Annotated in this window: 20 protein-coding genes and 4 pseudogenes; 17 read left to right on the forward strand and 7 right to left on the reverse strand. The window is 66.6% G+C overall.

Translation table 11 applies throughout. The features are described from left to right. Positions 1-23: 23 nt before the first annotated feature. Both J7E88_RS00960 and J7E88_RS00965 read right to left on the reverse strand, forming a co-directional pair. Positions 24-1,262: an IS701 family transposase gene (locus J7E88_RS00960; protein ID WP_215177330.1), complete on the reverse strand. Its 1,239-nt coding sequence runs from the start codon at positions 1,260-1,262 to the stop codon at positions 24-26. 142 nt (positions 1,263-1,404) lie between these two features. Continuing rightward, positions 1,405-1,578 (reverse strand): hypothetical protein, encoded by a 174-nt coding sequence (locus tag J7E88_RS00965; protein ID WP_215176220.1) that lies wholly within the window; start codon positions 1,576-1,578, stop codon positions 1,405-1,407. A 113-nt stretch (positions 1,579-1,691) separates the two neighbouring features. Between J7E88_RS00965 and J7E88_RS00970 the strand changes: the two are divergent. The 8 genes and pseudogenes from J7E88_RS00970 to J7E88_RS01005 all read left to right on the forward strand — a co-directional run. Next, a pseudogene (locus J7E88_RS00970) lies at positions 1,692-2,510 on the forward strand (hypothetical protein); the annotation flags it as partial. A 16-nt stretch (positions 2,511-2,526) separates the two neighbouring features. Continuing rightward, positions 2,527-3,194, forward strand: a pseudogene (locus J7E88_RS00975) (YdcF family protein). Between the two features lie 46 nt (positions 3,195-3,240). Continuing rightward, positions 3,241-3,672 (forward strand): annotated as a pseudogene (locus J7E88_RS35415) (WbqC family protein); the annotation flags it as partial. A gap of 1,244 nt (positions 3,673-4,916) precedes the next feature. Further along, positions 4,917-5,123, forward strand: a complete 207-nt coding sequence (locus J7E88_RS00985) for a helix-turn-helix domain-containing protein (protein WP_215176221.1) — start codon at positions 4,917-4,919, stop codon at positions 5,121-5,123. 168 nt (positions 5,124-5,291) lie between these two features. Further along, positions 5,292-6,278 carry a site-specific integrase gene (locus tag J7E88_RS00990; RefSeq protein ID WP_251021979.1) on the forward strand — a complete coding sequence of 329 codons (987 nt, stop codon included), beginning with the start codon at positions 5,292-5,294 and terminating at the stop codon, positions 6,276-6,278. Positions 6,279-6,458: 180 nt separating this feature from the next. Further along, positions 6,459-7,175 carry a DUF4839 domain-containing protein gene (locus J7E88_RS00995; protein WP_215176223.1) on the forward strand — a complete coding sequence of 239 codons (717 nt, stop codon included), beginning with the start codon at positions 6,459-6,461 and terminating at the stop codon, positions 7,173-7,175. 126 nt (positions 7,176-7,301) lie between these two features. Further along, entirely contained in the window at positions 7,302-7,910 is a 609-nt protein-coding gene (locus tag J7E88_RS01000) for a hypothetical protein (RefSeq protein WP_215176225.1), read from the forward strand. A 280-nt stretch (positions 7,911-8,190) separates the two neighbouring features. After that, entirely contained in the window at positions 8,191-9,351 is a 1,161-nt protein-coding gene (locus tag J7E88_RS01005) for a hypothetical protein (RefSeq protein WP_215176227.1), read from the forward strand. Positions 9,352-9,770: 419 nt separating this feature from the next. Here the strand turns inward: J7E88_RS01005 and J7E88_RS01010 are convergent, their stop codons facing one another. Further along, positions 9,771-9,989 carry a winged helix-turn-helix domain-containing protein gene (locus J7E88_RS01010; protein ID WP_251021980.1) on the reverse strand — a complete coding sequence of 73 codons (219 nt, stop codon included), beginning with the start codon at positions 9,987-9,989 and terminating at the stop codon, positions 9,771-9,773. Between the two features lie 488 nt (positions 9,990-10,477). Here J7E88_RS01010 and J7E88_RS01015 point away from each other — a divergent pair, with 488 nt between their 5' ends. After that, complete coding sequence (locus J7E88_RS01015) at positions 10,478-11,383, forward strand: ketopantoate reductase family protein (RefSeq protein WP_215176231.1); 906 nt, start codon at positions 10,478-10,480, stop codon at positions 11,381-11,383. Positions 11,384-11,458: 75 nt separating this feature from the next. Here the strand turns inward: J7E88_RS01015 and J7E88_RS01020 are convergent, their stop codons facing one another. Next, positions 11,459-12,733: a glutamate synthase-related protein gene (locus J7E88_RS01020; protein ID WP_215176233.1), complete on the reverse strand. Its 1,275-nt coding sequence runs from the start codon at positions 12,731-12,733 to the stop codon at positions 11,459-11,461. After that, positions 12,730-13,806, reverse strand: a complete 1,077-nt coding sequence (locus tag J7E88_RS01025) for an asparagine synthetase A (protein WP_285427495.1) — start codon at positions 13,804-13,806, stop codon at positions 12,730-12,732. The genes J7E88_RS01020 and J7E88_RS01025 overlap by 4 nt, the downstream gene beginning before the upstream one ends. Positions 13,807-14,173: 367 nt before the next feature. Between J7E88_RS01025 and J7E88_RS01030 the strand changes: the two genes are divergently transcribed. The 8 genes and pseudogenes from J7E88_RS01030 to J7E88_RS37245 form a co-directional block, all read left to right on the forward strand. Continuing rightward, on the forward strand, positions 14,174-15,280 hold the full coding sequence (locus tag J7E88_RS01030) for an LLM class flavin-dependent oxidoreductase (protein ID WP_215176235.1): 1,107 nt from the start codon (positions 14,174-14,176) through the stop codon (positions 15,278-15,280). Further along, positions 15,277-16,527: an MFS transporter gene (locus J7E88_RS01035; RefSeq protein WP_215176237.1), complete on the forward strand. Its 1,251-nt coding sequence runs from the start codon at positions 15,277-15,279 to the stop codon at positions 16,525-16,527. The genes J7E88_RS01030 and J7E88_RS01035 overlap by 4 nt, the downstream gene beginning before the upstream one ends. Next, positions 16,524-17,012, forward strand: a complete 489-nt coding sequence (locus tag J7E88_RS01040; protein ID WP_215176240.1) for a cobalamin B12-binding domain-containing protein — start codon at positions 16,524-16,526, stop codon at positions 17,010-17,012. The genes J7E88_RS01035 and J7E88_RS01040 overlap by 4 nt, the downstream gene beginning before the upstream one ends. Further along, positions 17,012-18,253 carry an acetyl-CoA carboxylase biotin carboxylase subunit family protein gene (locus tag J7E88_RS01045; RefSeq protein WP_215176241.1) on the forward strand — a complete coding sequence of 414 codons (1,242 nt, stop codon included), beginning with the start codon at positions 17,012-17,014 and terminating at the stop codon, positions 18,251-18,253. Before J7E88_RS01040 ends, J7E88_RS01045 begins: the two co-directional genes overlap by 1 nt. Next, a complete protein-coding gene (locus J7E88_RS01050; protein ID WP_215176242.1) occupies positions 18,250-19,752 on the forward strand; it encodes a PqqD family protein in 1,503 nt (500 codons plus the stop codon). The genes J7E88_RS01045 and J7E88_RS01050 overlap by 4 nt, the downstream gene beginning before the upstream one ends. A gap of 1 nt (position 19,753) precedes the next feature. Beyond that, positions 19,754-21,010: a methylaspartate mutase gene (locus tag J7E88_RS01055; RefSeq protein WP_215176243.1), complete on the forward strand. Its 1,257-nt coding sequence runs from the start codon at positions 19,754-19,756 to the stop codon at positions 21,008-21,010. Between the two features lie 41 nt (positions 21,011-21,051). Next, positions 21,052-22,299 (forward strand): ATP-grasp domain-containing protein, encoded by a 1,248-nt coding sequence (locus J7E88_RS01060; RefSeq protein WP_215176244.1) that lies wholly within the window; start codon positions 21,052-21,054, stop codon positions 22,297-22,299. Positions 22,300-22,420: 121 nt separating this feature from the next. Beyond that, a pseudogene (locus J7E88_RS37245) lies at positions 22,421-22,750 on the forward strand (flavin reductase family protein); the annotation flags it as partial. Between the two features lie 152 nt (positions 22,751-22,902). Here J7E88_RS37245 and J7E88_RS01070 read toward each other — a convergent pair. Next, positions 22,903-23,940 carry a C-terminal binding protein gene (locus J7E88_RS01070; RefSeq protein WP_215176245.1) on the reverse strand — a complete coding sequence of 346 codons (1,038 nt, stop codon included), beginning with the start codon at positions 23,938-23,940 and terminating at the stop codon, positions 22,903-22,905. A 45-nt stretch (positions 23,941-23,985) separates the two neighbouring features. Beyond that, entirely contained in the window at positions 23,986-25,176 is a 1,191-nt protein-coding gene (locus J7E88_RS01075) for a phosphonoacetaldehyde reductase (protein WP_215176246.1), read from the reverse strand. Between the last annotated feature and the right edge of the window lie 38 nt (positions 25,177-25,214).

The following is a 25,214-nucleotide window of genomic DNA, read 5'->3' on the forward strand; positions in this document are numbered from 1 at the left end:
ACTCCAGCTGTAGATCGTGATCTTCATGTCTGACATGCAGCTTGTCGCTGGTAGTGGCTGGTGCGTGATCGCTCCTGGTGGCGGCGTCGCCAGTCGGACCAGCCGAGTCGGTGGGCCATGTCGTGGAGAGGCTGGACGACGACCGTGATGAACAGGCGCTGGATCTCGTTGCAGGACAGCGGGATCAGGTCGGCCGGCCCAGGACGGTGGGCGTGTTCGTCGGCACGGACGACTGCGAGGAAGGCGTGGGCGAGCATGGCCAGGGTGACCCAGCGGGCCCAGGAGGGGTAGCGGCGGACCTGGTGCTCATCGAGTCCCGCCAGTCCCTTCTCGGCCTGGAAAGTCTCTTCCACCCGCCATCTGGAGCCGGCGACCTTGACCAGGGCGGCCAGTGGCGCCGGCTCGGTGGAATGACAGCGGTAGTAGGCGAGTTCGCCGGTGGTGCGGTTGCGGCGGATCAGGAGCTGGCGCCTGCCCGGCGCCGGTTCGGCGAGATCGATGACAGCCCAGTCGTAGAACCGCTGTCCCTTCGCACCGCGTCCGGCTGAGAGCTTCTGCCAGGCCCGCTTCGGAACCTTCTTCACCAGGGCATCGGCGCGGAACGTGCCCGCACCGGTGGCCACTTCGGCCGAACAGGCCACCGCGAGGACATAGCCGATGCCGCGTTCCTCCAGGGCCTCCCGCAGTTTCGGGTTGCCGCCGTAGACCTCGTCACCCGTGACCCAGCCCACGTGGTGTCCGGCGTCCAGGAACCGTTCGATCATCGTGCGGGCCAGTTCCGGCTTGGTCGCGAAGGTCGTGTCCTCGCCGAGCCCCGCTGCCCGGCAGCGGTCCGGGTCGCAGGTCCAGGAGCGCGGGATGTACAGCTCGCGGTCCACCGCCGCGTGTCCCCGGGCGCCTGCGTAGACGAGATAGACGGCGACCTGGGAGTTCTCGATCCGCCCGGCCGTGCCGGTGTACTGGCGCTGGACCCCGACCGTGTGGGTGCCCTTCTTCAGGTCGCCGGTCTCGTCGACGACCAGCACCGCGGCGTGGTCGTGGAGGTGCTCGACGACGTATTCGCGCACGTCGTCGCGGACGGCGTCGGCATCCCAGGAGGCGCGGCAGAGCAGATGCTGCATCCCGTGCGGGCTGGCCTCCCCGGCCCACTCCGCGATCGTCCAGCAGTTCTTGCGCGGCAGGTCCGACAGCAGGCCCAGCACCAACCGCCCGGCCCGCAGGCGGGGTTCGTAGCGGGCGAACCGTCCCGCGATCCGGCCCATGGCCACCTCGAACGCCTCCCGCCATCGGGCGGGATCTATGCTGTGACCAGCGGCCACCGTCTCATCGTCAGTCCACACAACTCACGATGATCAACGGTGGCCGCACCCATCTCCGCACCGGCCCCGCCAGCAAGATCACGATCTACAGCTGGAGTACTAGCAGCCATAGACCGCACGGGGTGAAGAACACCGCGAGATGGCCCACGGCGGCAGTGAGCGCCGGGGACGACCGCATCCCGTCCCGGCCACGGGGCGCATCCGCCAGGGCGAAGCCCGCGCCGATCCCGTATACCCAGAGAGCGTCGATCTGCATCATGAGACGTCCACGCGTTCCCCTCAGTGGCGGGCGAGATCCTCTTTACCGGAACGAATGTGTCAGACGCTACTGATCTCCGTGAAATGCCCTTTGATCCACAAGAGTGACGACGCCCACGAGCCTGGGACTACGAGACGTGGGCCGACGACTTGGAGCGCGCAGTAGTGGCCCTTGTCCGCCAGAACTTTTCCTTCGCAGAATCACTTCTGCACCGCTGGACCTCTCGCTACAAAGCCTCGGAACTGGATGAACGGGGCTTGTCCTTGCTGGCACGTTCCACCGCGCTGCAGGGAGACCTGATGCGAGACCAAGGGGCCGTCGTAGGCCCTCTCTCGGCCCAGCGCGCATACGCCAACGCTCGTTCGCTTTATACGCAGTTGGAGATCCCGCGCCGCGTAGCTCAGCTCGATCTCTCCCTAGCCGTCGTCACGGAGATGGTCGGCGAACTTGAGACAGCGGCGCGCCAGTACGAGGACCTGGCAGCCGACGATCGACTGTCCCCTCGTGACCGTGCCCGCGCTCGTCTGTGGGTGGGCACGGCTCTGAGCAAGGACGGCAACCACGACTATGCGGTCAGCGTGATGGAAACAGCGGTCCACGTCTTCGAGGACCTCGCCGAACAGGAGGACTGGTCGGTCGCGCAACAGAAGCTGGCCCTCGCTCACCGCGGTTCCGGAAACCTCGATGCCGCCCTACGCCTCATCGACCTTGCACGCAGTACGGGCGTCACGGAATGGCCCATGCAGCGGGTACGCCTGGACACCGCATATGGCCACATCCTGCTCTCCGATCCCGCCACCCTGGATGATGGGCTACACGTCCTCGACGACGCTGCCACGGAGGCGGCCCAGTACGGGCTGAGCCACCAGCTCCGCAGCATCACGGACATCCGGAGGACGGCCGACGGGGCAGCCCGCCCCACACGACGGTGACCAGGGAGACAAGCGAGTGACCGACAACCAGCCGGCCATCACCGAGGAGCAGATCAGCAAGGCCAAGCTGGTCTGGCACTTCCACCAGATGCATCACGACGTGGGCCCCGTCGACGTCGCGATCGGGCTCGGCAGTCACGATCTCGGCGTGGCCGCCTTCAGCGCCGAGCTGTACCGTGCCGGCCTGTTCCCCACTCTCGTGTTCACTGGTGGCAACAGCCCGACCACAGCCAAGGTGTTCCCTCGTGGGGAAGCCGTGCACTTCCGCGAGCACGCGCTCGCCCTCGGTGTGCCGGATAGCGCAATCCTCGTGGAGCCGAACGCCGGCAATACCGGCCAGAACATCACCCTGTCCCGCGAGGTCCTCGCATCCGCCGGCATCACGCCGAAGTCCATGCTGCTTGTCTCCAAGCCCTACATGGAGCGCCGCTCCTTCGCCACCGCCCGCAAACTCTGGCCCCAGGTCGAGGTGACCTGCGCCTCGGAGCCCTGGAGTTCGACGACTACCTCAAGAGCATCGGCGACGAGAAGCTCGTCATCGACATGCTCGTCGGCGACCTCCAGCGCGTTATCGAGTACCCGAAGCTCGGGTTCGCCATCGAGCAGCATGTCCCGGAGGACGTACATGCCGCGTACGAGTCCCTTATCCGCGCCGGATTCACCAGCAGACTCATCGCCGCATGACCTCCCCGCGCCCGGTGGGCTGTGCGCCATCCATCAGCCGATCTTCCTGCCGCGACTGAACACTCTGGCCAGGCTGTTCGCGGCGGATTACTGGATCGTGCTCGACGACGTCCAGTTTGCCCGCCGCGACTACCAACACCGTGCCCGGCTGGCCAGCATGTCCCACCCATGCCGACGTCAATGGCTCTCGATCCCTACCCACCTTCCTCATGGTCGGTCGACCCTCATCCGGGATGCTCTGCTGGTCGACCCGGAACGCTCGCGTCGACGAGTCATGCACATGCTGGCGCAGCACTACGGCGGCTCCACTGACTGGCCGCTCTTCCGGCAGGAATTGGACTCCGTGCTCGACGAGTTCTGGCGAACGGACAAAACTGCTGATGTGGCCGAGGCATCCACGCGGATGCTCCTCGGACTGATGGGATGGAAGGGCCGCATCCTGTACAGCAGTCGTTTGCCCGCCCGCTCTGAGCGGTAGCAGCGACTCGCCGACCTGGCAGCGGTAACCCAGGCCCGGAGCTACATCTGCGGTACCGGCGGTACACGCTACCTCTGTGTGGTCCCCTTCACCGCTCACGGGATAAGCGTGGTTCCCTTCCGTACGCCTGCATCTGGGGTGTGGGATGGTGGGCACGAGCTAAGCGCCGTGCACCCCTTCATGACCTACGGCATCCGGGCCGTAACCAAGGAAGTGCGTGCCGTTGCCTCCCTGCATCGCTTCGCCGATTACACGCAAACTATTTGCATGAGGTCGGTGACAAGACGGGCTGCGACGGTCCTACTCCCTCGGCCGGGTCAATCTACGGCCGGGCGGTCATTTTGCCCGTACTGGGGAAAATCGTAGCCAGCGGCGAGAACACCCCAGAAAGGGTCCACAGCCCGACCTGGTAAGTGCATCCGGGCATAAAGGGGCCTGCGGCTTTCAGTATTCGCTCATGGCAGACGCGAAAGCACGCCCAAAGGCTGGAACACCACGCGGAGCTATGTCAATCTACAAGTCCCGAAAGCATGTGGGCACGTGAATGGCCCACCGGTTACGAGGTGAGGAGCTTCTTCTCAGACGTGCTAGCCCATGTCATTTTGGTTGACCATCCCGTCCACCTCTCCTTTTGTTGCCTACCGCTTGGATTATACCCAAGAGGTCCCGGTGCCGGGGCGTCTAAGGGGCCATCTCTTTGTGTGGTGAGATAGCTAGCTGGCCAATTCGGGAAAGATCTATTGCAGCGCGAGTATCGCCTTCTTCCTCTGAGTCCCGGCCGTTGGGTAAGAATCTCGGATCGACAGGCCGAGTCACCGCAGCTCAGGCCGGCGGCGAGGGTCATGTTGTTTGGGGAAGGTTCAGCGGCGCTGCGAACACAGCAAGTGGTCAAAGACCAGGAGAGCAGGAACATCTTCAAGACGTGCAGTAGGTGCCGTGAGCGTCAGCCGATGGTCGGCTTCTTGCCCGGCACGACCGGAACATAGACCACGATCGCCGGTTAGCCAAACCGGCGATCGTGGCGACCATTGAGGGTGTTCGCGGGCGGCTTTGCTTGGCGGTGGAGCCGCAGCGAACGCAGGACAGCGCTTGGGCCTGAGAGGAGAGCGAGAGCGTCGCTGGCCTGTGACCTTCTGGCATCAACAGCACGCCTTCGCTGAGGGGTGGCAATGCCTCTTCCTGCTCAACAGGCCAGCTGAACCGATGCGTCGGCTCCTTTCGCATCCCACTCTCAAGGACTCACCATGCCTGCCCGTCTGCTGTCCATTCCCGCTGTCGCCGCCGCCTTGGACGTCGATCGCCGCACTGTCTACCGCTTCATTGCGGCCGGGGAACTTCCGGTCGTCGACCTGCGCACCGGAACGGGCCGCTCGCGCGTCCGTGTCCCCGCATCCGGCTTGGAGGAGTTCATTACCAGCAGATCAGTCCCTTCCCCGCGCGCCCGCCGCTGACCTTCGCTGTCAGCCTGGTCCTCACCGTCCCTGGAACAAAGGAGTAGTGCCGCGTACCTGCGCAAGTTGAAGTCCGGCAAGTGGCAGGCGACCGTACGCAACCGGACAGGAGACCGGTTCAGTGAGTCATTCCCTCTCAAGGCTCAGGCGCGAGCTTGGGGCATCGAGATGGAAACCCAGTTCGCCCGCGGAGGCATGCGCGATCCGAGGGCCGGCGAAATGGCGTTCCGTGAGTGGCACGACCGTTGGTGGAGCGCCCGCGTGGTCGAGCGCCACACCATGCGAGGCGACGCCTCCTGCATCAAGAACCACGTCATGCCCTACTGGGCGGACTGGGAGATGCACGCCATCACCCGAATGGACGTCCAGAGTTGGATCCGCTCCCTGGTCGAAAAGGGCGCGGGTGCTGCCGCGATCAAGCGGGCCTACAACCTGACGTCCTCGATCATGCGCGCGGCCGTCGACGACGACGTGATCACGGTGAGTCCTTGCCGCAGCATCGACCTGCCCAAGATCGCAGTTAAACCGCCGCAGTGGTTCACACTCGATCAGGCGCAGAGCGTCCTGGACGAACTGCCGTCCCCCTGGCGGACGATGTGCCTGCTCGGCTTCTACACGGGACTGCGATGGGGTGAACTTTCCGGCCTTCACCGACACCGCATCGACCAGCGTCGCTCGCGACTGTTCGTGGTGGAGGTCAACACTAAGAGCGGCATCAAGGAGTACCCGAAGAGTTCCAAGAGCCGCCGGGAAGTACCGCTGCCATCCCATGTCCTGGGGGCACTTGAGCGCCACATCTACGGGCTAGACCGTGACGCGGTGGTATTTACCACCATCACCAAGGGCAGGGCCGGACGACTTCTCGATGACGGCAACTGGCGGAGGCAGACCTGGTGGCCGGCTGTAGAAGGCGCCTACTACTTTGACGGCGACGGTGAGCAGCAGCTCGTCCCGCACTACCCGCCGCACTCCATGCGTCACACCTGCGCCTCGTGGCTGGTGCAGCAGGGAGTCTCGCTCTACGAGGTCCAGCACCTCCTCGGCCACGAAAGCTTCCAGACCACGCAGCGCTACGCCCACCTGCAGCCGGACGCTCACAAGGCAGTCCTGGGAGCCTGGGAGCGAATGGAAGCCCCGCTCACTGTAGCTGCATGAACGTTCCTCCACCCCTGTCCGTGCAGGACGGGGGTGGAGGCGTTTGAAAGCAGGCCACGCCCGCCTCACGGCGTGCTGCAAATGCCGTTGGTGAGCGGAAAGTTCCCGATGCCGGGCTACGCGCGTAGTCATCTATGCTCGCCCCCAGTTGGAATGATTGCTTCAGGGGCGGGGAGCCGCATGGCCGATGAGATCAAGTATGAGTACAAGGTCGTGCAGACGGTTCGGGGCACCGACGGTTTGGTCATCTCGAAGATGCAGAAGGACGGCTGGGAGCTCGTGGAACAGCTCCCAGGCAGACTTCGCGCCACCCTCAACTTTCGTCGGCCGAAGAGGCCACTACCGTGGCGTCTGATCGGGGCGGGGGCTGCCGTCCTCGTGGTTTTGGCCGCCATCATCGTCACTGGCGTTGCGCTCGGAGACGGAGGCGAGGAGAAGGGCGCGTCAGCCAGTTCGACGGCCATCGGTGAGAAGCCTTCCGCTACGCCCCTCGCAGATGGGCCGACTGCCGCTGGGGTGATCACGGCGCAAAACAATCGCGAGTTCGCAGCGTTGTTGAAGGCGGACCCGTGCAGCGAAGCGAACGTGGACTTCGCAAGCAAGCACGAGGGGCAGACGATCGCCTTCGACGGGTCAATCAGGCACATGGCGTCCTATGGGAATGATCAGACCCGCTACGACTTCCTTCTCGGCCCAGGCGACAAGGGACCGCAGACGACGGACGGCCCAAACTTCAAGTACGAGGACGTCAACACTGGCGACCTGCACCTGACTGGTCAGCAGGCCCCTGCCACCGTTGCAGTTGGCGACACGTTCCGCTTCGTCGCAGAGGTGATCGAGTTCAACACGGTCCAGTGCGTCTTCCGCCTCGCCCCGGTCTCGACGGAGGCCCGTTAGCCGAATTGGGAAGGCTTCCCGTCATGGAGGGGGCTGCGCGATGGAACGACACCTCCATCGCCCCATCCATTCCAGACTTTTGCACTTTCCAACCAGATTGTCAGACGCCAGCGCCATCATTGGCCCATGCCCACATCCAGCCCTGCCCGGCGGCTCGCCGACCACGTTCAACATCTACTCGGCAGCGGTCCGTTTCCCCAGCCCGGCGGATGGACCCACATGGGTGCTGTCATCTGCGACGTCAGCTTCCAGCCCCGGTGCAAGTACGAGAGGACTCTCCGACCGCGGCTCCTCCATCTGCAGTTGTACTGGCCTGATGCGAAAACAGTCCGCGGCTTCCAGCGCCGGCTCGCCACGGAGGAGCTTGCCGTGGCCATGAGGTTCAACCACGCCCAGAAGGTCGCGACGGCCCACGCCATCACGGACCTCCTCGCTGCCCATGGGGTCGGCACCCGCGAGGACCTCCACGCGTGGCTCGATCATCAGGCCAATCGCGCCGCTCTGCGCACGGTGAAGGGGGTGGGGCCGAAGAGCATCGACTACATCGGCAATCTCGTTGGCCGTTCGCACGTGGCCGTTGATGTACATCTGCGCGCCTTCGCCGTTGATGCTGGTGTTCCGGACCTCCCGTACGACCAGTTGCGCGCTGTGTATGAGGAAGCCGCCGCGCTTCTCGGGCACGACAAGGGCGGACTGGAACACGCCATTTGGCGACATAGGTCGAAGGGCGCGTAGTCACCCGGCGGCCCTGGCCGTTGCAGGTGCGGGTTACAGCAGGCTGATCTGCTCTTGGGCGATGCGCGGCCGAGTCCGCGGACCTTGCCTCCGGTCTTCTCCTCTCACCAGCTAGGCGAATATCCTGCAGTGGCACCATCGAGGCCAGGTGGAACCGCCCTGTGGCCGAAGAATCAACGCGAGCGGAAACGGCGTTACGCTGGAGGCTCTCGCGGCCCCAGACCTAGTTCTGACGCGCACATTGACGCAAGGAAGACCTTAGGCTTCTCCGATGAGCACGGTGCGCGCCCGGGTGTGGCGCTTCACGATCGAGAAGGGGAAGGCCGGCGCGGAGGCCGTCCAGGCGGTCGAGATCGGACAGGGCCAGCTGCCGGTCTCCCTGGCCGCCATGGTCAACATCAACGCCCTCGCCTGTGACCTGCGCAAGACGGTCGACCAGCGCGTGCGCGATTACGAGATCAGCCTCCTCCTCAGTTACATCATCGGCGGCCAGGGAAAAGGGCCGCTCGGAGTTGAGTGCTCCGCCCTCGACTCCAGCGCCGGCCACATCCAGCGCTTCGTCAGTGAGTGCACCGGGCTCGGCGTGATGACCGCCGCCAGCGAGGCACTGTTCGACTGGAAGCCCGGCGCCAGCGGACTGAGCAGCTTCGACGTGCTTCCGGGCAAACTCTCTGGGGTCTACGCCAAGACGGGTGTGCGGCCCGATCTGCTGTACGACCTGGCCGCGGGGCCGGTTGCCGGAGAGGCGCGAGGGCGGCGACGGCGCGCCAAGAAGATGTTCCCGCCGGGCAAGGGCACCCCGGAGCAGAGGAAGCGATTGGAGAAGCTCGCGCAGTGGTCCGTTGACCACGGTGATCATGCCTACTTCATGAGCTGGGTCTGGCTCGGCGCGGGCGGTGTCTACGTCGATGTCTTCCTGCCCGACGGCTCCGCCGCCCTGACGGGTCTCAAGACTGGATGGATCGACGTGCCCGGAGGCGCGAAGCCTTGGCAATTCCGTGTTTCCCGGCCCGATCCCCGCCGAGTGGTGAACGTGGCGCAGCAACACGGGCACATGGTCGACCTTCCGCATCCGGAGATCAGCGGTGAGGGGGCTGCCAGCCGGGAAGTGATCAGCCGAGTGGGACCGAAGGCCGAGGAGGCGATGGACCGGGCCTTCAGCCGCGAGGAGCATCAGCTTGGCACACTCCACGGCGTACCGGTCCGAGGACGGTGGATCCGCGGCGACATCCTCGGCGAGGCGCGTCACGAGGTGCTGCTCGGAGTTCTGGGCGAGCGAATAGAGGTGAACCGCCGTGCTCAACGCGAGCGGCTGGCCACCCTGGCCAGCGATCGGCTCGATACGTTCCTCGACGGCCGCCGGCTCACAGCCGTATGCCCGGTCGATGGCCCCCCACCGAGCTGGGACCGGATCAGCGCGGAGCTGCTGGAGCAGACCTGAGGCCCGTATCTCGCATGTCGCTGGCGGGCCAGTCACAGACATGCGCGAATACCGGCGTCAGCGGGGCGGGGCCGTGACGCTCAAGTGACGCTCCGGCCCGGGACGGACCGTTCCGGTGCCGGCGAAAGGCACCCTGACCTGCGGTTTTCCCCAGCTGAACAATCCGGACATGTTTCCGATGACGCATCACGTGGAGTGCGTCGCGATCCTCGAACCGGTCGCGAAGGGCTCCTGACCTGCGGTATTTCCGGTGTCCGGTGTAGGCGTTACGGGCGCTGGCGTTCTGCCTCTGCATGCCTTCACTGATGGCCCGGTTATCAGGAGGCTGCCATTGAGTGCCTTACGCCGCCCTGGAGTTCCGGACTCGTCTTCGAAGACGATCCAGGCATCGAGCGCCGCCGCGGTGCTTCCACCTGCGGTCAGGTCTCCATAGATCGGCTCTTCGTTGCGTTCGATGGCTCGTCTGGCCGGGATCTGGCAGGAAAGAAGCCGTGTCGGATCAGCGGCTTTCGCATGCCCTGGACGGTGTAGCTCTTGTGGAAGCGCCGGCCGATGAGGATCTTCACCCGGGCCGAGATCCATCGCTGATCCGGCCAGCCGTGCGGCACCGGCCCACCTGGCCAACTAGGCACCCACATCGGCGAACTGAGCCTCACTCAAGCGCGGCGGTGTATCCCGACCTCGCCTGGTACACCGAACGTGCGCTCCTCGTGCAGGCGTTGGCTGAGGCGACGGCGCACTCCGCCCCGGCGCCGTCATCCTTGTCGACACCCGCTGTACGCTGCCTGCCCCTCAACCAGGGTGCGAGCGTCTCCTGTAGCACAACTCACACCTTGCGGCCGCCGCAGTACCCGGCCTCCATTTTAAGATCGTTTAGGGAGCGGGGCCGGGTACCGGCTCCCACCTCCCGGCACAACACCGGACGGTCCACGGGTCGGCAAATCGGCTATCCGACTGTTGACCTGTGAGTTGCGGCTCACCCAGAAGACACGAGGCGACGGCTCCGCTCGGCCACGACTGTGCACACGGTCCTTCCCCTCCTGACCGCACGCCCGTGACACCCTCCACGCAGCGCATCCGCCATGATTCGCGGTCGGTCCGCACTGCCCGAACGAAAGGCAAGACGATGACCGAGAGCCGTTCCCTGAACGTGGCCGTACTCGGCCCCGGGGGCGTTGGCGGTCTGCTCGCCGCACTGATGGCGCGCGCCGGACACCGGGTGACATGCCTGGCGGGCGAGGAGACGGTGCAAGCGCTGCGCAGCGACGGCATCCAGGTGAGCAGCACCCAGTTCGGTGAATTCGCCGCGGAGGTCGATGCGGACACCGTTCTGCGGCAGCCGGTCGACCTGTGCCTGGTGACCGTGAAGCAAACGGCACTCCAGGTGGCGCTCGACCGGGTGCCGTCGGGCGCTCTGGGCGATGGACTCGTGGTGCCGCTGCTGAACGGCATCGAGCACCCTGCCTCGCTCCGCGAGCGCTATCGGCCGGAGCTCGTGGCGCCAGGGGTCATCCGCGTTGAGTCGAGTCGGCGGGCACCGGGTCGGATCGTGCACGGCAGCCCGTTCGTGGAGATCGACCTGGCGAGCAGTACCACGGATCGCGGGCGTCTCGAGGCGTTGGCCCTCGTGCTCACGGAGGCTGGAGTCACGACCCGGGTGCGCGACGACGAGTCGGGCGCACTGTGGGCAAAGCTGGCTTTCCTGGCGCCCTTCGCGCTGCTCACCACACGCTACGGGGCCCCGATCGGCCGGATCCGGACGGAGTACCGTCACGAACTGCTGGCACTGGTCGAGGAAGTGGCCGCGGTGAGCCGTGCCTGCGGCGCACCGACGGACACCGCCGCATCGGTGCGGCTGTACGACGCCTTCCCCGCCGAGGCGAAGTCGTCGATGCAGCGCGATGCGGAGGACGGGCGGCCGCTGGAGACGGACGCCATCGGAGGGGCGGTGCTGCGCGCTGCTGAGCGCCATGCGGTGGCCGTGCCGCTTGCGGCGAACCTGCTGGATGAGATCGGTCGGCACGGCCGCTGAGGATCGCAGTACCGGAATGCTCGGCGGGCCGGTGCCACCAGACGGTTGTCCGGTGGCACCGGCCCTGTCGGTCGGTCAGGCGTTCTGAGGGAAGGAACCGTCTTTGGACCGCGCCCCCGCCCAGATGTCTTCCGCGCTCACCTCCGCGACCTGGTACTTTCCCAGAGCGCTGATCAGCAGGCGCATCTCAAGTGCCAGGCATTCGACGAAATTGGTCAGGCCTGCTTCCGGGTCCTCGTCCGAGGCGACGAGAGCGGCTCGACCGAGACCCACGGCGGATGCTCCGAGCGCCAGGCACTTGACGGCACGGGCGCCCTCCCATATGCGGCCACTGACCAGCAGGGTGTTGTCCTTCGGGTCGAGCCTGTCCAGGCACTCCGCCAGAGGGAGTCCCACCTGGTGGAGGAAGGCGCGGGGGGCCCAGCCGGTGCCGCCCTCCGCTCCGTCCACGGTGACGGAGTCCGCGCCGGCCGCCCAGGCGACTGCTGCGGCCCGATGGACGTCACGCGTGGGCGGTAGTTTCACCCATACTCGGCAGCGCGGGTAGTTGTTGCGCATCAGCCGGATCTGCTGGCGCAGGATCTCCTCCGTGAAGGTGCCCGGACTGCTGCAGCGCAGTACCGAATCCTCGGCAGAGTCGTAGATGTCCAGGATGTCGTACTGCGCTGCCAATTCTGCTGCTCGCGCGCGCGGGACCAGCGTCATACCGCCCACGCCCGGCTTCGCGCCCTGTCCCACCTTCAGTTCGAAGGCCAGCCGGCCGCTCTCCATGAGGGGGCGGGCCGCGGGGTCGCTGTACACCAGGTTCCAGACCTCTGCGTCGGCGTCCTCGGTGCTTTGCTGGATGACCACGCCACCGAGTCCGTCCGGTACGGCCGAGGTGTACTCGGCGATCCGGCGCAACAGTGAGCTTCCCGTCTCGTCGGCCATTCGACCGTACCCGGACACGGGGACGATGTTTTCGCCGATCACCATGGGAATACCGAGGCTTCCGGCCTGCCGGGCGACACTCTCGCCAAGGTCACCGCTGGCCACCCTGGTGGAGCCGAACGCCGCGATGAAAACCGGTAGGGCGGATCTGAACCCGCCGATCACGGTGGTCAGGTCCACGTCGCCACTGACGGGTTCGTGACCGAGGTCGATCAGCTTCTCCATGCGGCGCGGCACGAAGACAGGTGGCACGAGCCGGGCTCGATCGATCGCGTCCATCGGCTCGCAGGCCTGCTCGCCGTGCTCGCCGTACAGGGCGGTCCCGTAGCTCCCGCTCTCGGGGAAGGCCTCGGCCGCGCCGTGCCGGGCGCGGGCCCGTACCTGACGCTCCGGGAATCCGGGGGCCGTGAGCCCGCTCACGGGCGCAGTTCCCCGGGCAGCTTCGGGTAGGCCGTCGCCTGCCAGACCGCGTCGAGTCCGCCCAGGAAGCGAGTGAACCGTTCGACGCCCAATCCGAAGCCGGCGCTGGGCGGGAGCCCCTCGCGTGCCAGGGTGAGGTACCACTCGTACTTTGCCGGGTTCTCCCCGGTCTCGCGGATCCGCATCATCAGGTTGCGGTAGTCGGACTCGCGCTCGCTGCCACTCATCATCTCGCCGAAGCCGCCCGGGAAGATGAGGTCGAAGTTGCGCAGGACGCCCGGCTCTTCGGCGTTCTCCTTGTCGTAGAAGCCCCGCGAGCCCTTGGGGTAGTCGGTGATGAAGAACGGTTGTCGGGCCGCTGCGGAGATGATCTCCTCGCCCTCCCACTCGATCTCCGTGTTCTCGTCCTGGCCGTACCCGCCGGCGATCAGTTCCGCCACGGCCTGGGAGTGCTTGGTGCGGCCGTACGGAGCGTCCAAGACGCGCTTGAGCCCGTCCAGGTCACGACCGAGGATCTCCAGTTCCCGCTGGGCGGTGCCCAGAACGTGCTCGACGCAGTGCCGGGTCAATCCCTCCGCGACTCGCATCGCGTCCTCGCGCGAGCCACCGGCGATCTCGACGTCCAGCTGATGGAACTCGGTGAGGTGACGGTGGGTAACCGTGGTTTCGAGGGGCTCAAGTCGCACGTTCGGTGCGACGTGGAAGATCTTGGGGAAGCTGAGCAGGGAGGCCTGCTTGTAGAGGATGCCGCTCGTCATCAGCTTGTAGCGGTGACCGTAGTAGTCGATGTCGACCTGCTTGGCGCCGCGCGCGCCCGGGTCCGTCACCGGGCCGATGGTGGGCGGCAGCAGCTCGATGAAGCCCTCACCGGTGAGGAAGTCACGAGCTCCGGCCAGGAACCGGTTCTGCACGAGCAGAGCGGCGCGGGTGCGCTCCGAGGTCAGATGGGCGCGGGGGGCCGGGAGTACGGCCCCCGTGTTCTCAGCGGACAATCTCTCGTTCCGTTCGGGTGCTGTGGCGAACCGGTTGATAGAAGGATGCGATGCTCCAGGGCTGCGCCCCAGGCCGGGCAATTCTGGCGATGCTCCAAGGCAATCGGAATTCAGAATTCCATATCGACAACTGGAGGCGTGTGGCCGAGATCACGTAAGTGGACAACTCTTCAACGCCCACTTCACCGCCACTCCGCAAGTCAGTGCAGCCCAAGTGGATCTTGACTCATATGGAGCTTCCGTGTCAAGATCCCCAATGCACGGAGCAATGGCCCCGGGATTGTTATGTCCGTTACTCGACCACCTCAACCGGACAAGCATCAAATTCCCCAGGAGCAGCGCGAGCGAAACAACGTAAACGCTGACCGGGAGACGGTGACGTCTCTGCGCCGACCGGCCTTCCGTGTGCCGAACAGTAAGGCACATCACACGACCGGAGGTTGACCCCATGGGTCTGAGCAGCCCTTCCCATCAGCGCGAACGTGACTCGGACGAGCTGCGGTTCCACTGGTGCTCCCCGCTGGACAGCGGCCAGCAGAAGGCCACCGAGAAGTACCAGGTCGGCCAACTGAACTTCGATGGAATCGTCGATTTCGCCAAGGAAGCCGATCGGCTCGGCGTGGATTCCCTGCTGATGGGAATCAGCTATCACATGCCCGACCCGCTGCCGATGATCGGCGCTCTGGTCCGAGAGACCGAGCGCGTGAAATTCATCCTCGCCTATCGGCCCGGACTTCTTTCTCCGACGCTCTTTGCGCAAATCGTCAACACGGTCTCCTGGATGTCGGACGGCCGTATATCGCTGAATCTGGTCGCCGGTATTTCTCCGGCCGAGCAGGCCTACTACGGCGACTTCGTCGCACACGACGGCCGATATGCTCGAATGAATGAATTCCTCGACATAGTCCACCGCATGTGGGGCGGGGAAACCCCGCTTTCCTACAGCGGCGAGCACTACCGCATCGAAGAGGCCCAGCTCGGGCTCGGATACCTCGGCGGAGGGCGTCCGGAGGTGTACATCAGCGGAGCCTCGGGTCCGGCCCAGGAGACCGCCCTCCAGCACGGCGATTGCTGGCTGCGCTACGGAGACACCCCGGAGGGCATCGCCGAGGCCGCCGCGCCGGTGCTGGCCAAGGGTGGCCGGGTCGGGATCCGCATGCACGTCCTGGCTCGCGAGACGCGGGACGAGGCGCTCGCAGACCTCGCAGAGATGATGCGTGACCCGGACGAGGACCACCGCGAATGGGTCGCCAAGTTCGTTGCCGCCTCGGACTCCGAAGCTGTGAAGAACTCCTTCCGACTGGCCGAGAAGGCCGATGGAGACTGGCTCTCTCCTGTTCTCTACTCCGGTGCCGTTGCGTATCGCGGCGGCCCCGCTCTGTGCGTGGTCGGAAGTTACCAAGAGGTAGCTACATACCTGCACTCATACAAGGCGGCCGGCGTCAGTGAGTTCATCTTCTCCGGCTGGCCGACCCGCGACGAGATGCGGACCTTCTACACGCGTGTGCTCCCGCTGATCCGCAAACATGAAGACGACGATCGGTCGGCGGCATGACGGGAAATCGGCTGCACCGGAGTCTTTTCGCTTCTGGTGTCCTGCTTGGACTCATCGCGGAACAGGTGGTGTTGTTCGCCGTCCCGCTGCTGATCTACCAGGACACCCACGAGGTGGCAAGCCTCGGTTTCGCATTTGCACTCGAATGGCTTCCCGGCCTGATCGCCTACCCGTTCGCCGGACTGCTCGCCGACCGGGACGGCGGCGCCCGACTGTTCTCCCGTGTGACCGCGGCCCGCGCCGTCGTGTTGGTGGGCGTACTGGTCGTCTGCCTGACCCAGCCGTCTTGGACGACCGGCGCCCTCATGACCGGTGGAGCCTTCCTCTCGGTCTTCATGGCGCCGACCCGGATGGCCGTGGAGAAGATGGTCCCGCAGCTGGCCAAGGGCGACAAGGTGGCGAGTACCCAGTCGCTCGTCCAGAACATGGAGCTGCTGGCGATGGCGCTCGGCCCCGCGCTGGCCATCCTGGCCGCCTCTGCCTTGGGCAAGGTGTGGCTGCTCATGATCGCCGCTGGAGCCTTCGCACTGGCGTCGGCGACCTGGCTTCCCTTGCCTCGCGGACTGCGTCTTCCGAGTACGGGTGGTCCGGGCGCCGTCGGACGTGTCCTCTCCCAACTCGGGCTCGGCTGGCGGCTGCTGATCGGGAACAAGCCCGTCCTGTTGCTGGGGATCCTCAACTTCGCCATCAACCTGGTCTTGGCGAGCGTGCTGAGCGTCAACGCGGCGTTGGTCACCGACGTCTTCAATGCTCCCGACTCGTCGTTCGGTTGGCTGAACACGTTCGTTGGCATCACCGGCATCCTCAACCTGATGGTGATCCCGCTCCTCCTGCGTCGGCTCGGCGTCGGGTCCCTGGGAGTCATCGGCTTCTGTGTGATGTGCGGCGCGCTGCTGACTGCAGGGTTCGCCCCGTCCTTCGCCGTCTACGGCCCGGCCTTCGTGGCCATCCTCATCGGAGACGCCTACTACAACGTCTTCAACCGGACCCAGCGGCTGAAGGTGATCCCCGAGGAGCACCTGGGGAAGATCATGGGCCCCTTCTACCTCCTCAACCTGCTGTCATTCCCCATCGCCGGCCTGCTCGTCGCGGGCGTCGCGGGCGCAGTGGGACCGCAGCAGCTTGTCGTCGTGCTCTCGGTGCTGCTGTGCCTCTTCGGCGCCGTCTTCCTGCCGCTGACGATCCGCAGCTTCACCAAGGCGCTGGCCGCCCGCAAGGACGAAGTCGCTCTAGGAGTCTCGGCATGAGTGCAGCTTTACGGTGCCTGCTGAGCACCGTCGAATCGGATTCCCACATCTGGAACCTCGTCTACCTCCAGAAGCTCCTGGAGGAAAACGGCGCCCAGGTGCAAAACCTGGGCGCGTGCACTCCCGTCGACGATGTCGTACAGGCGGTCTCCGAGAACCGGCCCGATCTGCTGGTCGTGTCGAGTGTCAACGGTCACGGCCTCCACGGGGCACGAGTGCTGCTTTCCGCCCTGCGGGAGCGACGGCTCGAGGTTCCGAGTGTGGTCGGCGGCAAGTTGACCACTGCCGAGTCGGACAACGACAGCACCCGTCGCGCACTGCTCGACCACGGCTACACCGACGTGTTCACCGGTGAGGACGCCATCGACCGCTTCCTCGCTTTCCTTCACTTCGGCAAGTCCGAAGGCTTCTCCGCCTGGCAGGCCGACGCGGCGGTCATCCCGCCGTGGGACCTGGCCGGGCTCAGCACCACGGAGGTGCGCTGATGCACATTGTGATCGTCAACCGGTGGCCCCGGTTCAGCGAAGACGACGTCCGGTGGGACAACGAACTCACCCGCTACGAGGAGTTCATCGACCACGACGCCCACCAGGTCAGCTACATCGTCGACGGGCTCGGTGCCGAGGGTGTGCTCACCGAACCGGCGAAGATCGCACATCTGGTGCAGATCGGAGACGTCAACGACGTCGACGCACTGCGCTCGGCCGTCGTCGAGGTGACCGAGAAGGTCGGCCCCGTCGACCAGTTGATCGCCCTGTCGGAGTTCACCCTGGAAATCGCCGCCCAGGTTCGCGAGGACCTCGGCCTGCCCGGTCCGACCACGGCCGAGGTCGCGGTCTACCGGGACAAGGTGCGGATGAAGGAGATCCTGGCCGCCGCCGGTGTCCGGGTCCCCCGCTTCGCCGCGTGCACCAACATCGAGGACGGGCTCGCCTTCGCCGGCTCGCACGGCTACCCGGTCATCCTCAAGCCCGTGGACGGGGCCGCGAGCATCGGCGTCCACCGAGTGGACGACGAAGCAACACTGGCCGAGCTTCTGGCCTCCGTCGACTTGACGCGCTATGAGATCGAGGAGTTCGTCACGGGCGCCATCCACCATGTGGACGGCTTCGCCGGGGCGGAGGCCGAGGTCGGATTCCAGGTCGTGTCGCGGTACGTGAACGACTGCCTGTCCTTCGGAACCGGTGAACCGCTGGGATCGGTCGTCCTCCAGCGCTCCGCGTGGAGAAGCCGGATCGAGGAGTTCACCCGCGAGTGCGTCCGCGCCCTCGGGATGTCCGGCACACCGTTCCACCTGGAGCTCTTCGTCACGCCCGAGGACGAACTCGTCTTCCTGGAGATCGGCGGTCGGGTCGGCGGCAGCGAGGTCCCCCACCTTCTCAACAAGTTGTTCGGGGTCAATCTTTTCGAGATCTGGCTGCGTTCCTTCTGCGGGGAGCAGGCGGTGCTTCCGCCCCGATCGGGTGACCCGTCCGGCGGCTGGCTGGTCGTACCCAAGCCGGCGGACCTGCCGGCAGTGGTCCGGAAGGCGTCCTCCGTGCGGGAACAAGTGCCGACCGTGTGGCGCGAACTGCTGCCCGCCGAGGGCGAGGTCCTGGAGCCAGGCGGGGCCTACGACGCCCTGCACGCCGGCCGGTTCATCCTGCTGCACCACGACCAGGACCAGGTGGAGGCCGACATCCACCGCATCATCGAGACTTTCGAATTCGAGGTAACTGCACTGTGAACGACCGTCCGAACCATGACCCGCGCCTCAGCGACCGCGAACGCTACGAGCAGTTGGCGGCTTTACTCAGTGACATCGAGCTGAAGGGCATCGTCGCCGTCGGCGACCGATTGGTCGAAGCCGTCGGAGGCTCCGACCGGCTGCCCGAACGCAAAGTGATGGTGGCTTACGGAGGCGGCAAGGACAGCACCTACGTGGTGGCCTTCGTCCGGGCTGTACAGCTGCACCTCCAGCTCACCCACGGCCACACGTTCGTCATGCGCGTCGCCAACATGCGGCATGCCGGCGTACCGCTCGCCGTGATGGAGAACATCCACAGGGTGTACGACGCCCTGGGCCTGCTCGACGACGAGCGGGCCGAACTGCTCACCATCGACCACACGGAGATCCGCCGGTTCCGCGTCGACCTCCCGCTGCCGAAGCGTCTGGTCGACCTCAACCGACTCGACGTGCTGATGAACGGTCACCGGTCGGCAGGGGACGGCCGGCCGACCTTCTGCAACAGCTGCAACCTGGCGGTGGCCGATTTCTACGGCCGTGCCGCCTGGTGGCAGGACGGTGTCGACGTGATCATGACCGGCGACTCCCGACGCGAGCAGGCGCTCTACTCCGCCTGGATCCTGCGCCTTGCCAAGGCAAGCGGCATCGATGTGGACGAATGCCGCCGGATGGGCTTCCAGGGATTGCTGACGGCGCTGCGCGGCATCGGTGACGCGTACTTCCGGGAGCTTTTCGGCGCCGACCGCGAGGCCGAGGTGGCCGAGCGCTCCGTTTCCACCGGAGACCGCTCGATGCAGCCCGAGTTCGTCTCGATCTACGACATGGTCAGCTACCGCGTCCACGACCACTGGGATCTGATCGTCGACTTCCTCGGCTTCCAGTTCGACGACCTCGCCTTCAGCTTCACCGAGTCGGACTGTGCCAATCCGACCCTGATGGCCCATCTGCGGGGTCTTCGCGCCGAGTACGTGGAGGGCCGCAGCTACGAGGCGGGCATCGGCGAGTACCTGGAGCTCGCGGAGACGATGATGCGCAAGAAGGAGATGCCTGAAAATCTCATCCGGCTCGCGCTGAGCCGCTACGACTCGCCGGCGAAACAGGTCGAGCGACGAGAACTGGCCGCAGCCTACGCGCGCGACGTGTTCGGCCTGAGCGAGGCCGCCCTCACCGCGATGGTGTTCTCTCCCTTCACGAACGAGGGCGCCCGCTTGCAGGCCTTCGTCGAGGCCTGCCATCCGGAGATGGCCGGCAGGACTGCCGACCTGCACGCGGCGCTGCGCGGCGACGCGGGCACCGACAAGGCGGCCGGGTGGCTGGAGACCGTCTCCGCGCTCTCCATGACCGATCTGCGCACGCTCTACCGCAGCACGCTGGTGGACTTCGGCGCGCAGGCGTCGCTGATGTCGCGGGTACGTGCCGGCGACCCGCACAAGGCCCAGGTGAAGACGGTTGATCCGGGCACCGGACTGCCCGTCCTCGAACTGATATCAGGTCGGTGACATGGCCGGACACTTTGACCGGTTGGTGGCCCAGAGCCGCGAGCAGGGCACGGTGGTGGTACAGCCGAGGATGGGCTTCGGCAGTCTCCGGGCGATGCGGGACGGTCTGTCCCAGGTCGCTTCGCTCGGACTGCCGACCGTCGGCACGCTCACGCTCGACAGCTACACCCGAGTCGGCGACTACACCACACCCCTGGAGCGGCTGAGCGCGGGCGAGGAACTGAACGGGTACCCGCTGGTCTCCCACCCGGCCGAGGCGACCCGGACCCTGCTTGAGGGCCTCCACGGCCCGGGGTTCCCCGTCCAGGTACGACACGGCACCGCACTTCCACTTCGCGTCTTCCAGAAGCTGGTCGAGGTCGGTCTCGATGCCACCGAGGGCGGCCCGGTCTCCTACTGTCTCCCCTACAGTCGGCTGCCGCTCGCCCAGGCGGTCGAGGCCTGGGCGGAGGCCACCCGGTTCCTGGCCGGCGAGACCGAGTACGGCCACATCGAGAGCTTCGGCGGGTGCCTGCTCGGCCAGCTCTGCCCGCCCTCGCTCCTGGTGGCCACCGCGGTGCTGGAGGGCTGTTTCTTCCGACAGCACGGGCTGCGCCACATCTCGCTGAGCTTCGCCCAGGGGGTACTCGCCGAGCAGGACCGCGGCGCCCTCCGGGCGTTGCGCACGCTTGCCGCCGAGCACCTGCCCAGGATGAGCTGGCACGTCGTGCTGTACACCTACATGGGCCTGTTTCCCAAGACGCCGGACGGCGCCTCCGCCTTGATCCGCGAGAGCGGCCGGCTCGCCCGCGACACCGGGTGCGAGCGGATGATCGTGAAAACGGTCTCCGAGGCGTGGCAGATTCCGACTGTTGCGGAGAACCTTGCCGCGCTGCGGATGTCCGCAGAGGCGTCGAGCGGGACGCCGGCCGTGCCGACCGGGCTGGAGAACGCCTTCTACGACGAGGTGCTGGCGGAGGCTCGGATCCTCGTGGAAACGGTGCTCGGTCTTGATCCTGATGTCGGCACCGCCCTGACGAAGGCGTTCGAACGGGGAATTCTCGACATCCCGTTCGGCCTGCACCCGGACAACGCGGGCGCGGTGACCAGTGTCATCGACGGCCGTGGCGCTCTGACCTGGGGATCGCGCGGCAACTTGCCGCTGCCCGGTACCTCCGAGGATGCCGGATTCGACGACTTCGGTTCCGACCGTCTCCACGCAATGCTCAATCACGTCGCCAACCGCTACGACCGCGCTGCGGCGCTGGCCGAGACGTGACTCAACCGCTCATTCCCTATCAGTTGGCGAGACGAACACCAGTGACTCAAGAAGTACCCGACCAGCCTGTCGTCGTGATGGTGGACGCGTTCTCCAGCGGAGCCCTGCTGGCGCACCAGGCTGCCGGCCGCTACCGCCTCATCCACGTCCGATCGCGCCGCGAGGTTCCGGCAACCTTTGCCGCCAGCCTGCCGGCCGGGCTGTTCGATGAGGACCTCACCTACCCGGGCGATGCCGAGGACGTGCTGCGTCGTCTCGCCAAGGCTGGTCCAGCCGCCGTCATCTCGGCGAGCGAGTTCGGTGTGGAGACCGCCGACGAGATCGCCGCGGCGCTGGGTCTGCGGGGGAACGACCCGGCGCTTTCGGCCGCCCGGCGGGACAAGGCCCTGATGATGGAGGCGCTGGCGGCGGCGGGCGTACGCACGCCCCGCCAGCTGCAGGGGACGGACCCGGGCAAGCTGTCGGCCTGGCGGCGTGAGCAGGGGCTCCACAGGATCGTCGTCAAGCCGCTGGACAGTGCCGGTTCGGAGGACGTCTTCACCTGCGACACCGACCAAGAGGTGAAGGATGCTGTCGAGGCCATAGTCGGCAAGACCAACCTCATGCTGCGAGAGAACAAGGCCGTCCTGGGACAGGAGTACCTGGCAGGCGACGAGTACATCATCAACTCGGTCAGCCGGGACGGCACGCACCGGTTCACCGACGTCTGGATCAGCCGCAAGGCCGTGGTGGACGAGCAGCGGAAGATCTACGACTACGAGGATCTGCTGGCGCCGGGTGACCCGCGCCTAGAGGAGATCCTGCCGTACGTCTGCGACGTCCTCGGAGCACTCGGCATCGACAACGGCCCGGCCCACACCGAATTGATCCTCACGTCGGATGGTCCCGTGCTGCTGGAAACGGGTGCCCGGATCTCCGGACTCGCCAACCCTCCCGCCCTGCAGCGGTGCACCGGTGCCGACCAGGTGACCCTGACACTGGACTGTCACACCGCCGACGCGCCCGAGCTGACCGGTCGCCCGCTGCGCTACACGCGGCAGGAGTCGGCGCGCTGCGTAAACCTCATCGCCCACCGATCGGTTCCGTTGCCGGAGCAGGCCATCCGGGAGGCGTTGGAGAAGCTCCCGGCGTTCGAGAGCGTCCGTTTCCGCAAGGGTGACGGCGCGCTCACCGGGCGAACTGTCGACCTCAATTCCTCTCCCGGCGCGGTCTTCCTCGTGCACCGCGACGACGCCGAGATCGAACGCGCCTACCGGGCGCTGCGCGCGATGGAGCACGAGCTCCTCTGAGTTTCGTACGCCCGTTGCGGTACCCAACCTATGAAACGCGGTGAGTCACATGCCCGTCACTTCCCAGCAGTTCCGCGAGATCTTCGGCTCTTTCCCGACTGCCGTCGCCGTCATCACAGCGATGGACGAGGACGGCGAGCCCCGCGGATTCACCTGCAACACCGTATGCGCCGTCTCCGCTTCGCCGCCGTTGCTGCTGATCGGGGTGGACAAGAAGTCCCAGACCCTTCCCGCGATCCGGGCCTCCCGTTCCTTCGCGGTGAACTTCCTCGCCGCTTCGGGTGCCGAGGCATCGCAGGTCTTCGCGGGCAAGGGACACGACAAGTTCGCCGGCTTCGGCTGGGAGCCCTCCCCGGTGGCGGAGGGTGCTCCCGTGTTGACCGATGTCGCGCTGGCCGTCGCCGAGTGCCGTACGGAGCAGATGATCGAGGCCGGCGACCACTGGCTGATCATCGCGCGGGTCGACGGCGGGACCGTTTTCCCTCGCGACCCACTGCTGTACTGCCAGGGCCTACGGCACCTGGCCCCTGCCGGCCGCCGCGTAAGCCGCTCCCGCTGGTCGTGCCGGGCCCGTTGTCGTCGGGCCTGGCACACCAGCGGGATTCACCGGACCGGGTCCGGTGCGGTCACCCTCCCGACCAGTCCGTGCGTGCGCCCGTCCAGTGCGGCGCCGACCAGTTCCGCGACTCGTCGCCGGCTGCTTGCCTCCGCTTCGGCTGACAGGAACGCCCGGTGGCTGGTCACGACCACTGAAGGGTGCGCCAGGACCGGGTGCCAACGGGGGTCCTGATGCGGGTTCTCGGGTGAGAAGACGTCCAGGCCGGCTCCGGCGATCCAGCCCTCCCGAAGGGCCCGGTGCAGGCCTTCCGGCTCCACGAGGCGTCCTCGGGCCGCGTTGACCAGGTAGGAGCCGGGCTTCATCCGGCTCAGGGCTGACTCGTCGAGCAGCTCGTCGGTCTCCGGGTTCAGGGGGCAGTGCAGGGTCACCATGTCGGACTGCGCGAGCAACTCCTCCAGGGTGTCGACGGACCGGGCTCCGTAGCCTTCCGCGAGGTCTCGGCCCACGTACGGGTCGTGTACCAGGACTTGCCCGTAGAAGGCGCCCAGCCGTCGGGCCACGGCGCGGCCGATCCGGCCGAAGCCGACGATGCCGAGGGTGCGGCGGTTGGTCCGGTGGGGCGTGCCGCCGGCGTAGATGTCGAACTTTCCGCCGACCAGGGTCTGGTGTTGCGGGACCAGCTGTCGCTCCAGGGCGAGCGCCAGGGCGGACGTGTGGGTGGACACCTCGTCCACGCAATAGTCGGGGACGTTGTATGCGGGCAGTCCGCGCTGCGCCAGTAGATCGGTGTTGAGGTTGTCGACGCCCACCCCCTGCCGGACCACCGAGCGCAGGCTTTCACCGGCCGCGTCGAGGAGCTCTTCGGTGACCTGCGTGCGGTAGACCACGAGGACGTCGCACCCGGCTGCCCTCTCGAGCATCTCCTGGCTGGTGATTTGGTAGCGCCCGTCCCGATGGGGCCCGAAGCGCAGCTCCACGTCCTGGCCGAGGACTTCGCGCTCCACCGTGGCCAGCGATACGTCGAGGCGTCCCTCTTCGACGAGCCACGGCGGGTCGGTGTAAAGCACTCGGGGTCGGGTCACAGGGATGCCTCCTTGGCGGCGGAAAGAGTCGGGTTCGACCAGGGATCAGACGAGAAAGCGAAGAATGTCTTCCTCGGTGAGGACGCACGGGTTGTTCCATGCCCTCGTCGAGGAGAGCGCCGCGGTCAGCGGCTGCTTCCAGGTGTCTGCTGGAAGTGACAGCTCGTGCAGCGCGACCGGCTGCCCTGCTGCGCCCAGGAGCCGCCGCACCAGCTGTTCCACGCTGCCACCGGTGCTCTCGCAGGAGAGGTTCTGCGCGACCTCGACTCGCCGCCTCACTGCCGCGGCTCCATCGGGGTGCCGGCATTCACTCTCGTCCAACGCCGCGTGACGGCCCAGGAGCCAGTCCAGGTGGAGTGCGACGGCGGTTCCATGGGCCAGACCCAGGCGCGCGGTCAGTTCGTACGACAACGCGTGGGCCGAGGTGGTCCTGGTGAGGTCGATGGCAGTGCCGGCCAGCGCGGCTCCGTGCGCCATGTCGGCGCGCACCTTCGGGTCCGCGAAGGATCCCGTGTCGGCAGCACGGGCGAGCGCGGGCAGCAGCCGTTCCAGGGCTTCCACGGCCAGCGTGCGGGATGCCTCGTCTGCCGATACCGACCAGTGCGACTCGATGGCCTGCGCCAGCGCGTCCAGGCCGCCGGCGATGGACTCCGGCCGGGGCAGCGAGGAGGTGAGCGCCGGATCGACCAGTACCAAGTCGGCCCGAACCGCAGGGAGGTCCAGGGAGTGCTTGCGGCCGTCGACGTACACGGTGGCGAATCTGGTCATCTCGCTGCCGGATCCGGCGGTGGTGGGCAGCAGTACGAGCGCGGTTCGACGCGGCTCGGTGATCAGCTCCGGCTGCCGGAGACAGTCGAGTGGGTCGGCCACGGGCTGGGCGCTCAGCACGGCGACCGCCTTGGCCACGTCCAGGCTGCTGCCGCCGCCGATCCCGACCACCACGTCCGGGCGGAACCTGCGGGCCATGGCCACGCCTTCCCGCACCTGCCCGATGTCCGGGTTGGGCCGCACACCGTCGAAGTGCGAGATCCGGTAGCGGCGCGCCCACCGGTCGACCAGGGTTGCGGCACCGGAGCGCAGGTATGACGTGCGGCCGTGCACGAGCAGCACCCGACGACCGCCGAGTGCCTCGACCGCTCCGCCGAGCCGGCCGGCCGCGCCCTCCCCCAGATAGGCGGCGGAATGGCCGGCCAGCGGCTGCAGATCCGCATACAGAGACGGTGAGGGCGCGCCCACCACTTGCTCCGTCAGGCGTCCGCAAGCCCGCGGACGCG

The sequence above is a fragment of the Streptomyces sp. ISL-10 genome, assembly GCF_018614575.1.
GTDB lineage: Bacteria > Actinomycetota > Actinomycetes > Streptomycetales > Streptomycetaceae > Streptomyces.